General features: G+C 41.3%; 6 protein-coding genes and 1 pseudogene. 4 read left to right on the forward strand and 3 right to left on the reverse strand.

The genetic code is table 11. The annotated features are described in order from the left end of the window. The first annotated feature begins 135 nt into the window (after positions 1 to 135). Positions 136 to 7,335: an amino acid adenylation domain-containing protein gene (locus AAC852_RS19365; RefSeq protein WP_340622399.1), complete on the forward strand. Its 7,200-nt coding sequence runs from the start codon at positions 136 to 138 to the stop codon at positions 7,333 to 7,335. Next, positions 7,332 to 8,495, forward strand: a complete 1,164-nt coding sequence (locus AAC852_RS19370) for an FAD-dependent monooxygenase (RefSeq protein ID WP_340622400.1) — start codon at positions 7,332 to 7,334, stop codon at positions 8,493 to 8,495. The genes AAC852_RS19365 and AAC852_RS19370 overlap by 4 nt, the downstream gene beginning before the upstream one ends. A 247-nt stretch (positions 8,496 to 8,742) precedes the next feature. Here AAC852_RS19370 and stlA read toward each other — a convergent pair whose 3' ends face one another. After that, the gene (gene stlA, locus AAC852_RS19375) at positions 8,743 to 10,341 is read right to left on the reverse strand and encodes a phenylalanine ammonia-lyase StlA (RefSeq protein ID WP_340622401.1); all 1,599 of its coding nucleotides are present in this window, start codon (positions 10,339 to 10,341) and stop codon (positions 8,743 to 8,745) included. Between the two features lie 556 nt (positions 10,342 to 10,897). Here stlA and AAC852_RS19380 point away from each other — a divergent pair. Next, positions 10,898 to 11,368 (forward strand): annotated as a pseudogene (locus tag AAC852_RS19380) (Rpn family recombination-promoting nuclease/putative transposase); the annotation flags it as partial. A 704-nt stretch (positions 11,369 to 12,072) separates the two neighbouring features. Beyond that, complete coding sequence (locus AAC852_RS19385; RefSeq protein WP_340622403.1) at positions 12,073 to 12,564, forward strand: MarR family winged helix-turn-helix transcriptional regulator; 492 nt, start codon at positions 12,073 to 12,075, stop codon at positions 12,562 to 12,564. A gap of 152 nt (positions 12,565 to 12,716) precedes the next feature. On the opposite strand, the gene AAC852_RS19390 is transcribed toward AAC852_RS19385, so the two are convergent. Further along, positions 12,717 to 14,714 carry a TonB-dependent copper receptor gene (locus tag AAC852_RS19390; protein WP_340622404.1) on the reverse strand — a complete coding sequence of 666 codons (1,998 nt, stop codon included), beginning with the start codon at positions 14,712 to 14,714 and terminating at the stop codon, positions 12,717 to 12,719. A gap of 125 nt (positions 14,715 to 14,839) precedes the next feature. Continuing rightward, positions 14,840 to 15,229: a DUF2946 domain-containing protein gene (locus AAC852_RS19395; RefSeq protein ID WP_340622405.1), complete on the reverse strand. Its 390-nt coding sequence runs from the start codon at positions 15,227 to 15,229 to the stop codon at positions 14,840 to 14,842. Positions 15,230 to 15,248: the final 19 nt, after the last annotated feature.

Genomic DNA, 15,248 nt, shown 5'->3' on the forward strand with positions numbered 1-15,248 from the left:
CACGATACGCACACTTTCAACCGAGTTTTATTAAACCTTTAAGAGAAAATATAATGCAATATAAACTAATAGATATTGTGCCAAGGAGAATGTAATTAATAAAATATCGCTTTCTAAATTAGAGCATCAGTAGCTATGAGCACATTACCAGTTGTACCTCTTACTCAGTATCAAAAAGAAATTTACTATGAATCTCAACGTAATCCAGAAAGTAGTCAATTCACAATATCCATCGTAAAAATATTAAAAGAAAATATTAACCTTGAAAAACTTTTTTATTCAGTTAATAAAGTTCTTAGTCATGATGTAACATGCCGATTGCGCATCATTGAACAAGAGGGCGTGTTAAGTCAGCAGATACAAAATATTTTCGATAACCAAGCAGAGATAATTGATGCAGAAGGTGACGATGTTGCTGTCCTCTTTAAAAAATGGTCAGAACGCGTTTTTAATCTGGATGATAAATCACTCCTTGAGATCGCCCTGTTACGAAATCTGAAAGATGGCGGTATGGCTATTTTTATTCGTGCCCATCATATTGTTTGTGATGGTTGGGGAATAAACTACTTAGCAAAAAAAATTGCTGATTACTATCAAAATGAAGAAATTAATCCGAGAGGTTTGTCTCATAATTCTGAGAAATATATCTCAGCAGTCATTGAACAAGAATCAATTCTGTTAAAATCAGAAATAGAACAACAAATAACAGAATTGATTGCGCTTACACAACGCCATGAGCCCGTTTTTTTTAATCGGAGAAAGAAAACTCATTTATCTCGTTTTATACAGCATCGATATATACTGGCTAAAGCTGATGTTGATAAATCTATTTCTCAAGGGATGAATCCCTACCAAGTCATTATGTCTGCGGTGACTATTTTATTATCACGAATACACAATAACACCGAGTTAACAATAGGTATCCCGTTGCTCAACCGCCGTATTAATCAACTTAATATTGCAGGCCAATGGGCGAATACTCTGCCATTGGCTATTAAGGTCAACGCAGAGGATACCCTTATTGAGTTGGCGGCTCGTATTAAAACAGAAACGACAAAACTAAAAACGTTTGAGCATATTCCTCTTGGGCGTTTGCTTAAGTCAATGGGGACAACAAAGCGCCAAGGGTTTGATGTCACAGTATCTTATAATCACTCACCTATAACAGCGACTTCCCGTGATACCTATAAAAACGAAGATATCTATGCGGCGGCAACAGCTCATGAAAATGACGCTATTGCGATCCACATACATACCTACGGAAATAATAGTGAGGTCGCTGTTGATATCACTGGCGCGACAGATATTTTCGATGACGATTATCCATTCGAAACATTTACAGCTTCCTTAGAGCGTATTACCAAGCAATTGATTGCATCACCCACACAAACTGTTTCACAAGTCAGTCTCTCTTCGGCAGAAGAAATGGCTCAATTGGCGCTTTTTGAGCAAGGGCCAATCGTAGAATTCTCGCAGCAAGAAACTTTATCAACGTTATTTGATAATCAGGTTTCATTACACGGGGAATCCGTCGCTATCGCAAATTCTGGCGATCAGCCTGCACTTACTTATACTCAGTTTCAGACCCGTATCGACAATATGGTGACGGTTTTACTGAAAGAGGGGGTGAGGAAAGGAGATATCGTTGCCATCTTGATGGATCGCAGCACGGATATGTTAACGGCTATCTTTGCGGTATTAAAAGCAGGTGCTGCCTATTTACCCGTAGATCCTAATTATCCGCAGGAGCGGATTGATTACATGTTGAAGGACAGTGGTGTCACAGTCATCATCTCCGACAAAATTAATCAGTCTTTAATTGCTCCATCTTATATCATTATTGATGGAGGTAATATTTCAGCGCAAGAGAATGCAAAGCAGCACAACTTATCTACAGCGGATTCTCTGGCATATATGATTTATACATCAGGCTCCACCGGTCAACCGAAAGGCGTGATGATCAATCATTATTCAGCGGTAAACCGGATTGAATGGATGCAGGAACGTTATCCACTGGATAACACGGATGTGATACTACAAAAAACACCGATTTCATTCGACGTATCTGTTTGGGAGTTATTTTGGTGGTCGATTTCTGGGGCATCTGTTCACTTATTACCACCGGGTGCTCATAAAGACCCCTTAGAGATTATAAAAGCGATCAGTACACATCATGTGACGACATTGCATTTTGTCCCTTCTATGCTCCAGCCTTTCTTAGATATTCTGGAAGCCGAGCCTGAGTTAGTAGAGAAATTAACCAGTCTGCGTCGTGTATTCACCAGCGGTGAAGCGTTACCTGCTACACGGGTTAATCAGTTCCGTAAGATTTTTTCCTCTCTTGGGTTAAATGCACCCGCTTTGATCAATCTCTATGGCCCAACAGAGGCAACCGTTGATGTATCGTATTTCGAGTTTATTCCTGAAAATAATGAAGTGATCAAGCGAGTACCCATTGGTTTTCCAATCAACAATATTTCATTGAGAATTATGTCTCAGCATGGTACTCGGCAATCTATCGGTATCGCTGGTGAGTTGCAGATTAGTGGTGTTGGATTGGCCCGTGGTTATCACAATAGGCCAGAATTAACTGCCGAAAAATTCATTTTGGATGGGGGTGAGCGCTGGTATCGTACAGGGGATTTAGCAAGGTGGTTATCTGACGGCAGCATCGAATATTTGGGAAGAATTGATAATCAGGTAAAAATCAGAGGTAATCGTATCGAGTTGGGAGAGGTACAAAACACACTTGAGCATATTCAGGGAATTAGTCAGGCGGAAGTTTTACCACAAAAGAACCATAATGGTGATACTTATCTTTGCGCATACTATGTGATAACTCATAATGATGTAGCAAATAACCCGAATTTTACTTCTGAAAACCTACGCAAAATTTTACTGGGATTTTTACCTGATTTCATGGTTCCTCTGAAATTTTTCCGGGTTCCTTATATTCCTCTTACACCAAACGGTAAAGTTGATCGTGGGGCGCTTGGCGCATTGGCGGAAACAGAAGTTTTGAGTCACCATGATGATGCTCAGACAGAAACAGAATATCAACTAGCAGAGATTTGGAAACGGGTATTAAAGATTGAAAAACTCAGTGTGCAGGATAATTTTTATACATTAGGCGGTGACTCAATCTTAATGTTGAAAGTGCGTTCTGATGCTGAAAAGGTGGGAATAAATGTCACTCTTTCTGAATTATCACAGTATCTAACGATAGCCGAGTTGAGCCAACAAATTGACTTCGACCGTAAAATTCAAAGAACCGTTGAATTATCTCCTTTCGCACTGATCAAAGAAAAAGAGCGGGCAGCACTTTCTCAATATGAGGATGCATTCCCTGTCACCCAGCTCCAACTTGGCCTGATATATCATAGCCAGCAGAGTAAAAGCCTGGCCACTTATAAAGATGTTTTCCGCTATAGCTTGAAAGGAAAGTGGGAACCTGAAATCTTTCGTAAAAGTGCAGCAGCGACTATCCAACGTCATCCTGCTCTTCGTTCACACTTTAACCTGGCCGATTTCAGCGAACCTTTGCAAATCATCAATCACAGTATCTATCTTGATAATGCCATAGAGATTCAGGATCTCAGTTTATTGACATTGGCTGAGACTGAACACGTTATCAAAGAGCACATGGAGAAAAACAGCCGTCAAGACTACCAATTTGATCGTGCGCCATTATATCACATCAGCTTATTCAAGACCGCAGACACTATAGAGATGGTGTTCAGTTTCCATCATGCCCTGCTGGATGGTGGTAGTGTGGCAAATTTAATACGTGAACTCTTTTTTCGTTACTTGAATGAGGGAATATATTTTTCTGAAACTGATGCAATTCCATCACCTGCTTTGTATATACAAGATGAACTCCATGCTTTACAAGATCAGGAACATCGAGCGTTTTGGAAGAACATGTTTAGTCGGCTTCCCCGAACCCAATTTTCCAGCTACCGATTGTATGAAAGTTTGCCAGAAAATCGAAATTTCTCAAAAAAGGCAATTATTCCAAAAGAAATTGAAAAAAAGCTGGCGATCTTAGTACAGCATGAACATGTTTCTATTAAATCAGTATTCTTTGCTGCGCATTGTTTAACTGTGGCCAAGATTACTGCTCAGGATGAAATTGCGACTGGATTAGTCACTCATGGAAGACCGGATGCGCAAAATTCAGAGCAAACGCTCGGCTTGTTTCTTAATACACTCCCTGTGCGTTTCTCTGCATTGAACAAAACATGGAAAGAGTGTATCCACGCTGTATTTAGCGCTGAACAGCGTCATGCCCCATACCGTAAATACCCACTTAATGCTATTCAGCAAGTAGCAGGTGAAGGTGCGAAAATAAGTTCTGCGTTTAATTACATTCGATTCCATATATTAACAGAAATATTTGGTGGTCCTGATTTATCCCTCATCGGGTTTGATCCGTGGGAAGAAACTAATTTTGAAATACTGTTCAATGTCATGACTGACTTCATCACCGGCCAACATTATTTACGATGTGATTTTGACGGCAATGTTTTCTCACAAGTGCAGGCTGACACCTATATGGACACTTATATGACCATATTGGACAGAATGGTCAGTAGTGGTGATCAGCCGGCAACCTTAAGCCAGCCACTCACACAAAGAAGAAAGGAAATACCATCCTCAAAATTCATATCAATGTTGGACATGATTGCGCAGAATGTACGGGAACAACCTGATGCAATCGCGATTCGTTATCATAGTATGCAATGGAGTTATGAAAAACTCTGGTCAGAGTCCGGTAAAATTGCTTCTGAACTGATTTCTAAGGGAGTTGTTCAAAATACACCAGTTGCTATTGTTCTCGAACGTTCTCCGACACTTGTTGCATCACTGATTGGTGTAATGAGAGCAGGTGGAGTCTGCTTACCATTGGATCTGAGTTATCCAGCTCAGCGTATTGAAGCAATGATGGAACAGGCTCAGCCGATATTGGCAATTGTTAATGATAAGTCCGATACATTACTCAACATGGTGACAGTCCCGACCATAAGGGTAGACACATTGATAAACGGTAATACACATATACCGGATAGCGAAATAGCCCCTGAGCATCTGGCTTATTTACTGTTTACCTCCGGTTCAACGGGCAAACCCAAAGGCGTGGCAATGCCACATCGCAGCCTGTCGAATTTGATTGTCTGGCAGAATGAAACGCATACGGGTAAGAATATTCGTTCTACCTTACAGTATGCACCGTTGAGTTTTGATGTCTCATTTCAGGAAATCTTCTCTACACTGACTTCTGGCGGCGAATTACACCTTATTAGTGAAGATGAACGGCGTGATCCTTTGCAGTTACTGCATATTATCAATAACTACCAGACAGAAAGAATTTACCTGCCTTACGTTGCACTGCAACAATTGGCTGAAACAGCAGTCGCACTGAACACTTACCCAAAAAACTTGAAAGTGGTTATTTCATCCGGTGAACAACTTCGGGTTACAGAAGATATTCGTCTGTTTGTTGGTCAAATAAATAACGGTATTCTTGAGAACCAATATGGCCCAACGGAAACGCATGTCATCACAGCATTTACGATGGAGGGAGCTCCAAAGTCTTTCCCCGCACTTCCTCCTATTGGTAAAAGTATCACCAATTCAGATGTCGTGCTCCTTAACAGTCAATTAGAGGAAGTCGCTTCTGGTGAACAAGGTGAAATTTACGTTCGTGGTTTACCGGTCGCGCTAGGTTATTACCGTCAGCCAGAACTAACCGCAGAACGCTTTATTATGCTCAAAGACGATGATGAGCCACTGTATCGTACTGGTGATCTGGGTGTGAAGCTTAAGGATGGCAATATTCTTTATTTAGGCCGCAAGGATACTCAGGCTAAAGTTCGTGGTTATCGTATTGAACTGGCGGAAATAGAATTAGCGATATTGAGTACACCTGATGCTGATGAAGTACTGAAAGACGTTGCTGTTGTCGTTCAACAACGTGGCGAAAATGATGGTTTTCTGGTCGCATTCCTGATTGGAGAAAAAAACGAAGCATTCACAGTGCGCGTACAACAACATTTATCTGAAATGCTCCCTAAGCACATGCTCCCTTCCCAAATAGAGTGGGTAGAATCGCTGCCTAAGACCCCTGGTGGGAAACGTGATGATGCGGCATTACGTAATATGCGGATCATACATGGGCATAATGATGTAGAAGATATTGCTCCTCGAGACAACTATGAGCAAGTCTTGTGTGATCTGGCTGCGGATTTGTTGAAAATACCCAGTTTATCTATCCATCAAAATTTGTTTGATAATGGTGGTACATCATTGACAGCCATGAGAATGGTCGTTTTGGTAGATAAACATTTCGGTGTCAGCATTCCTTTGTCCCTTTTTATTAGTAACCCAACTGTCGCACAGTTAGCTGTGCATGTCAGAGAAAAAGGAGGCTATCCCAAATTCAGTCCTCTTGTTCCCATGCGTACTGGAGATCATAAACGGCCATTGTTTTTTGTCCATCCAATGGGGGGCAATGTATTATCTTACTTACGGTTAGTGAAGTATTTCCCCAAGGATCAACCTTTCTATGCGTTACAGGCTTACGGCGTGGACGCAGGTTCTAAGCCATTGACCAGTATACAAGAACAAGCGGCAAATTACCTGGAGGCCATACGTCAAATCCAGCCACATGGACCATATTCAATCGGAGGTTGGTCTTACGGCGGATTTGTCGCATTCGAGATGGCGCGTCAATTGAAAGAGTGTGGAGAAGAAGTCGCAAATCTTTTCATCTTAGATACGGTTGCTCTTAACATGGATAACATAGAGTCTCAGGAAAAAGTGAATGAGGAAGCACTGTTGCGATGGTTTTTCTGGGAATTATTGTGGATTAATGAAGGAGCGACTCTCCCTGAGCAGATTGTACCGCAGCATATAACTTCTTTACAGGAACGATTCGAATACATTACAGAGCATGCAATTGCCACAGGAGTCATTCCACAAGGCAGTTCTCGGTCCGTCGTACAAAGATTATTTGACGTGTATCAAACCAATTGGAAAGCGGCTACAGATTATGCTGCTTATAAGGCAGATATCAATATGACGCTATTACATGCAACGAGTCCATTACCTGAAGTATTACGTTCTATGCATGATACGGTAAGAAGTGAGTATCGCGATCCTAAAAATGGTTGGGAGAGTAAGACAACGGGCCGTATCAATGTTATTGATGTGCCAGGTGATCATTTGGAAATTATGGAAGAGCCTTATGTGGAGGAAGTTGCAAAAACAATCCTTCGAGAAATGAGAGCGTTCTCCCCGACAAAACAAGCCTCATTGGTTTCGGAGGAAGTATGAATCGTCAATTAAAAGTGATTATCATTGGAGCAGGAATTGGTGGTTTAACGGCTGCCATAGTGTTACAGCGCATTGGCTGTGTTGTTGAAGTTTATGAACAGGCTCCAACTTTACGTACAGCAGGTTCAGGTTTGTCTGTAATGTCTAATGCTGTTGCTGCCTTATCCTCTATCGGTATTAATCTGAAATTGGAGCACTTTGGTGCTCCCATTAAGTGCTTTGAAATTAGGAATGTCCGAGATCGCCTAATACGCAAATTACCAATACCTGAAATCTCGTCTTCTAATGGATTCGATAGTGTTTGTATATCACGTAAGGCATTGCAGGAAGCTCTGCTACAACAACTTGATAAGAATATTATCCATGTCGGCGCTAAGGTCACCGAAATTTCCGAGAGGGATGATGGTATTTCTGTCCGTTTTGCCGATGGCAGAGAAGCACATGGAGATTTGCTCATTGGTGCTGACGGGATCTACTCTTTTGTTCGCGAATATATCCAAGGAAATAAGCCAGTTCGTTCAGCCGATTATATCTGTTGGTTAGCTATTACTCGTTATCAACATCCGCAGATAACACCTGGTTACGTTGGTCATTATTGGGGAGCAGGAAAACGAATAGGTTTGATTGATATAGATGGAGGTGAAGTATACTGGTGGGGAACTGCAAACATGCATACTGAGCAGGCCCGCAAATGGCAAGGAAATAATCAAGACATCCTGACATATTATGAGGGATGGCCGTCTATTGTTTCTGATATTATCTCACAAACTCCATCCGAAAATATCATTTCTGTCTCTGCACAAGATAGGCCTTTTTCTCCCCTCTGGGGAAAAGGCAGAATTACGCTTTTAGGTGATGCGGCTCATCCTATGTTGACAAGCCTTGGTCAAGGTGCAGGTATGGCTATTGAAGACGCTGCTGTTTTAGGGCATGTATTCAGGCAGCAGTCAGATCCAATTTCTGCTTTGCGTCAATACGAAAAAATTCGTATTCCAAGGGCTGAAATGTTCGTTAATACATCAAGAATGCTGAGTGAAACTGAGCAAGAGGATCGTATTTTTCACCGTTTAAAAAGAGATCTGTCCTTACGATTTGTGCCAACAGAAAAACTCAAAAAAAGTCTCGAAAACTCATTAAATTTTCCTATGGAAAATCTTTAGAGCATAAAAAACTGTGTGGCACTTTATTTGGTGAGGGATAGATTTAGTGAGGGATAGCATAAGCAGCTAAACGTACTTTTATCTGTATTAGTGTGATTAGCGAGTTACACTGTCACCAGCTAGGCAGGGAGCCTATAAACCTAGCGGGGGACTCTGTGGCATAGCAGTATCAAGGTCGGAACGGATATCAGGCCGTTTCGGCCATTTTAATTAGCCGGAAGATTATTATTGAAGAGTTTCAGTCATTTTATTCTTCAAGAACGATTTCTGGTAAAGGAAGTTGATCATTAATAATTGCATCGGCAATTCGGAATATATCATTATCCAATGCACGATCGACCTCTAGAGGAGGGCTAATTTCGCGTACCGCCTGGTAAAATTTAGCTGTTTCAGGTGCAAGTTTACTAATATTGTCACGGAGATAAATTGCCTGACAGACTACTAATATTGTCATTGAAACAATATTGCGTAATTTTTGTTCCATTTCCAGAACATCTTGCGCAGCATGCAGACCCAAACTAACAATATCTTGATTGTACTGCTCTGTTGCTAAAGTATGTATACTAGACGCAGCACAATCATGGCGGATTGCAGCAACTAGGGCTGTTTGTGAAAGTTGGATACCTTTCAGACCTTGATACATGCCGGGAGTTGGACTAAGTGAATTTGGTAATCCACGAGAGAAACGGCTATCCATCATCAGTGCCACAATTGCGTGAAGATGGTTGGCAATTAAAGCGATATCCAACTTTAATGCATCCATAGTTCGTGCAATATATTGCCCCATAAAATTCCCACCGTGTAAGACATCACCTTTTTCTGGATCAATCAAAGGATTATCATTCACAGAAATAACCTCTCGCTCCAATATCTTTCGAGCTGTAGCTAAAGATTCCGGAACTATGCCTAATATTTGCGGGGCACAACGAATTGAATAGACTTCTTGCAAGGTATCATTTAACCGAGTGATTTCTTGGTGACGACAAGCTTTATTCGCTTGTTCTTTAATTCCCGCTAATAAATCGATCTGTGTCGAACCTTTTAATAAATTACGCAATGTACAGGCTACTGCTTTTTGACCCGGATGATTTTTTACTTGCTGGATTCTGGCATCATAATGTTCATGAGACGCGAGTAATGCTTCAACAGCTAATGCAATAGCAGATATTGTCGCTTTTAATAGTTTTTCCAGTTTAATAATTGTAACTGAACCGATACCTGACATTACCCGTGTGCCATTAATAAGAGCAAGACCTTCTTTTGCTTGTAAGGATAACGGGATCAATCCTGCTCGTTTAATTGCTTCAGCCGCGCTAATTTCTTCTCCCATATAATTAACCTGACCAATACCACATAATGCACGTGCAATATAAGATAAAGGAATTAAATCGCCGCTTGCACCCACTGAGCCATACCGGGGAACTAGGGGTACAATATCATGATTAAGATGATCGGCTATTGTTTGAGCGACAATCGGTCTGATTGCAGACCAACCTTTGCAAACAGAAAGTAACACAGTAAATTGTGAAGCTCTAATACAAGTTTTGGACATATAGTCCCCAGTACCAGCAGAAAGAAAAGTTAATAAATTTTTCTGATGTTCTGAGATCTTCTCAAACGGCACAACTAAATTGGCATTGCCTCCGAACCCTGTATTAATTCCATATATTACTTCTCCTGAATTTAATTTATCTTCTAATTTTTTACGGCCACGGTTCAAAATATCCATGACAATTTTTGATATTTCTACTTTTTTCTGTTTTGTCGCAATCTGATAGATTTCTTCCAGAGTGATAAAGCCATTTTCATTAATAATGATAGTTGGCTTAATATTTTTAACGTTCATTTTCATCTCCATATAAAATAAGAATGTAATGATACGTGGTTTCGTATAAAAAGTGCAATCATGGAAGAGGTGCATTAGTCACAACTCAATCTGATAAATCAGTTTGATTTGAAGATGCCGATTTTAAATAAATCATGCCAGAAAAATTTGACTGTTCACGCTCCGAGAAAAAGCGAATAAATTCGCTTTCCGGTAATGGGGCCCGAATCTTTGAGTTAAGTGAATATATATTATTGTATGGTTGAGTGTAATAATATTTTTTTGCCAGTCTTTTTGATACTGGGAAACTTGTTGCCCATAGCCTCAATATAACATTCTGAATAAAGCAGTGCTCTTTTATTCAACTATGGAAATAGGGCTGGGTGATTGGCCGGAGGTGGGTATAATAAATAGTCCATTAATTGCCGATTTTCCAGAGAGATTATAGTATTAGTGAATGTGAATTATTAACTGACAAGACAGGGAGACGGGATTGTGGCAAAGAAAGCAAAAAAGCCTCACCATGACGCGTTATTCAAACATTTTTTAACGCAGCCTGATACGGCCAGGGAATTAGGCGTTTCCGCTGGTGGATGTCAGTATGCTCAGTGATGAAGAGATCCTGACGCACAAAAGCGTTGCCTTGCTGGAACTAGTGCAAAAGCATATCCGCTGCCGGGATATGCTGGAATGGGTCCCTCATTTGGTGGCCTTGCTGAATGCAGGGTATAATAGCGACGAACAGCGCAATGTTGTGTTAAGCTATATTTTACTGAATGGACATACGCTGAATCTTTCACAATTTGTCCATCAACTGATTGAACAATCCCCGGAGCATGAAACAATGTTGATGACCATTGTAGAAGAGCTTGAACAAAAAGGGCGCGAACAGGGTATTGAGCAAGGTATCAAGCAAGGTATCGAACAAGGCCGGGAGGAAGGAAAACTGGAAACGGCCCGCGCATTATTACGGCATGGCATCAGTCTGGATATCATTGTCACCAGTACTGGACTGAGCCGGGATAAAATTGAAGCGTTAAAGCATTAAATTAATCGCCTCGTTCACAGCAAGGTGCCGATATTTAAGATCGGCATTTTTGTTGATAAGAGTACGTGACCGTATCAAGGCCGTGCTTTTGGCATCAGAAGGCTGGATGGCCCAAGTGATTGCACAAGCTTTCAAGTACATGTGTTACCCTATACGGTATAGATATCATTCGCCCATAAAAAATGGGGAGTCAACCAGTGGAAATTATGGGTTCGGTTTAAAGCCTAGTTAAATCAGTTAGTCACAAATTTTATAAATTAAAAAGAAGCCATTTTTGACCAAATTTTTAATGTCTAGTTATAACAGCCATTAATGTGAAGAATTGTTATTCCGCCATACGCTCTTTGCCATTCAATCCCCCTTGACTAATACACCTTCCTGCGAGGGACCGCCTTCACCAATGTACAGATACCTGGCGAATGTTACCCTTTGTATTCGGGGCGTGAATACCGCTTTCGAAAAAAGACAGCGGCTATTTACTGAAAGTGTACAGTGTTAAGTCATGTAACCCCATACGATTGGAGCTACTGCGGTGAGAAAAATATTACGCAGCATTTCTATTTCCTGAATGATGATTTAGATACTAAAAACCAACAGTAAAATTCATACAAAATGTATCTTTATGTAAAGGTAAATTAAAATAATAGCCTATATAAATTTTATCAAGTATCTTTTCTCAAAAACAAATGAATAGGGAAAAAGACATGAAGTACGATCACATTGACCGTTTACTTATACAATGGGAGCAACAGCGTCCAGACCTTGATCCTTCACCAATGGGTGTGATTGGGCGTTTATACCGTGCAAATAAAATTATTGAACAGCGCTTACAGCCTATCTTCAAGGCATCCAACTTGAGCGCTATTGAGTTTGATATTCTTGCGACACTACGCCGTTATGACACACCAATTACACCAACTGAGATGTATCAATCCGTTATGTTGACTTCAGGGGCAATGAGTACCCGCATTGAGCATATGGTACAACGAGGGCTGGTTGAGCGTGTTGCAAATGCTAAAGATCGACGCAGTTGCAAAGTCTCTTTGACTGCGGAAGGAAAAGAACTCATAGATAAAGTGGTTGAAAGTCATCTGGAAAATGAGAGGGAAATTCTTGGGGCATTATCCAGTGAACAGCAAGAACAACTTTCTATGTTATTGCGTCATTGGCTGTTGACGAATGAATCCGACATTTAGGATTCCTCTGATAATTATCGCTCCATAAAAGTATCTTTTTAAGAAGATATTTCTTAATGCAGTGTAAAAATAACTTTAATAAAAAAGTTCATTAAGAAATGGTGAAGACTTTGCCCCGATATGATTCAGGGCAAAGTCTGGGAGGCTAATGTTTAGAATTTTACGTTAAATCTAGCCCAATAAGTACGACCAGGTTCATTTACTGGCGTATTGGCCGAATAACCAAAGCCGCTATTTCCTGCCAGATTGAGGTGTTCGCTGTAAGTTTTGTTAAAGATATTGTCAACACCAGCGCTAATCTGAATATCTTTGGTCACCTTATAGGCAGCGTTGGCAGAGAAAACGGCAAAACCAGCACTACGGTTAAAATCTTTCCCGACAACGTTACCTTCGTTGATTGCAACCCGGTTCTGACTGTTGACCAAACGCAGCAAACCGCTGCTTGCCCAATCACCATGTTCCCAGGTCAAACCCAAGCGTGCTTCCAGTGGCGGAGTTTGGGGTAATGGACGATGATTGGAAGTATTTCGCGCCCAGGAATAAGCCAGACTTGCATCCGTTTTCCAGTTATTATTCAGATGGTAAGCAACTCCCATTTCTCCACCCAAAATAGTGGCATCCACGTTACTTGCCTGGCTGACTTTACTGTCCACATAGTGAAATAGAATAAAGTCATCAATCTTACCAACATAAGCTGAAATCCAACCTTTCAGATTCTGATCGTTATAATGTGCACCAATATCTAACTGCGTTGTTTTTTCTGTTTGCAATTTCTTGAAAGCATTACCTTTAGAACGGAACAGTTCCCAATAATCAGGGAAACGTTCGGTATAACCTACGCCGGCATAAAGCATAACCGGGAGCTCTTTCAGGTTATGTTCAAATCGGACAAAACCTGCGGGTAAAGTATCTGTTCGTGCTTCCTGAGTGTCTTGAGTGTATTTATCGACTAAAACACGATCCAAACGCGCACCACCGATAACTTTACTTTGTTCAGTTGCATCCCAAGTCAGCTCGCCGAAAATACCATAATCACGGAATCGGGCATCTTTTTGAGATTGATTGCGGTGGGTGTTGGTCTGCATATCCACACCGCTCTGTAATCTGAAATCTTCCCAGAGCCATGTTCCCATCATACGTCCACCAAAAGTGCGGCGATCCAGTTGATGGGCCATTTTCATATTCATACCATGTCCCATGTCCATTGCTGGAAGAGAAGGGCGGGATAAGTTATCCATCACATGGCGGGTAGAGTTGTAATAAAAGTTGGTTTCAAACTTATCAAACACATCGCCGATATTGGACTTTTCAAAGCGTACTCCCAAACTTTCACGTTTGAATTTGGAGCCATCCATCCCACGTCCGGCATAACGTGCTTTTCCATCACCTTGCCCTGCGCTTAATTCCAGTAACGTATCTTCATCAGGCGTCCATCCCAACGCGACATCGGTATTCCATTTATTCCAGTGGGAAGGAACACGGTATCCGTCACCATCTTTATAATCATTAGAGCGAGATTTATTGCCAATAAGACGCATATAACCATGCTGATTACCGAAGCTCAAATCTGCGTTACCATCCCAACGTCCGTTAGAACCAACAACTGTGCTGGCATTGCCTTTAGCACCAGGTTCTTCAAATTGCGGACGGGAGCGTTCGAAGCGGATAGTGCCTGCTGAATTTCCTGGCCCCCAAAGAACAGTTTGTGGCCCTTTGACCAGACTCAATACATCATAGCTCTCTGGTGAAATGTAAGAACTTGGAGCGTCCATTCTTGATGGACAAGAGCCCAGAACTTCACCATCGTCAATCAACATACGCAAGCGAGAACCAAACATACCGCGAAATACAGGGTCACCATTAGTTCCACCGTTACGGATCTGGGAAAATCCGGGGATAGTTTTCAGATAATCCGAGCCATCGCTGGCAGGCACAGGCTGACGAGGTATTTTAAGTGAGGAGAAAACACTAAGTGGTGAAACAGCCGGCGCGGTTACGGTTATTACTGATTCACGCTCATGGATGGTGTGTGAGTCTTTCGTCTCTTCAATCTGATCTTTCGTGACAGCTAAGCTGCTGGCTGGCATAAAGAATGCAATTGCTAACGCTGTAGCCAGAGGAGAGACGCGAAATAATTGTGTACTAGACATGAAAAATATCCCTTAATTAATGAGTAACAAATCCTGTTTTTGAATTTGTTTAGAGCAATACCAGCCTGCCTTATGAAAGACGACTTAAGGCAAGAAAAATAAATGATTTATTTCAAGTAAGCGGATTAATTAAGAGGTGGGGCACGTGGTTGTGATTCGCCGTAGAACAACCGGATCGTCTGGCCAGAGAAACAGGGTGTTGGTGGTGCACGAGAAATCGTCAATGTCAGCAGGAGAAAAGGAACGAATGTTCCCGACAACAACGGCAGATTAATCAGTAGCTGGCAATAACCACAGGCAATATCGTCCATCAACCCCATATGGATATGAGCGACGCCATGATGATTGCTGTTTTGCATCTCAGGTATCGACATACCATGACATGCTTCACTTTTTATACCACGGCTGTGCTCCAGTGTTTTTGATACCACCGGAGCGATGAACAACATCATAATCGCCAATAGGGCAATTAACGCTGGTGTTCTGCGTTGTGATAGATGAAAAAGTGATAACAAAATAATGACCCAGATCAAT

Source organism: Xenorhabdus siamensis, assembly GCF_037996745.1.
Classification (GTDB): domain Bacteria; phylum Pseudomonadota; class Gammaproteobacteria; order Enterobacterales; family Enterobacteriaceae; genus Xenorhabdus; species Xenorhabdus indica.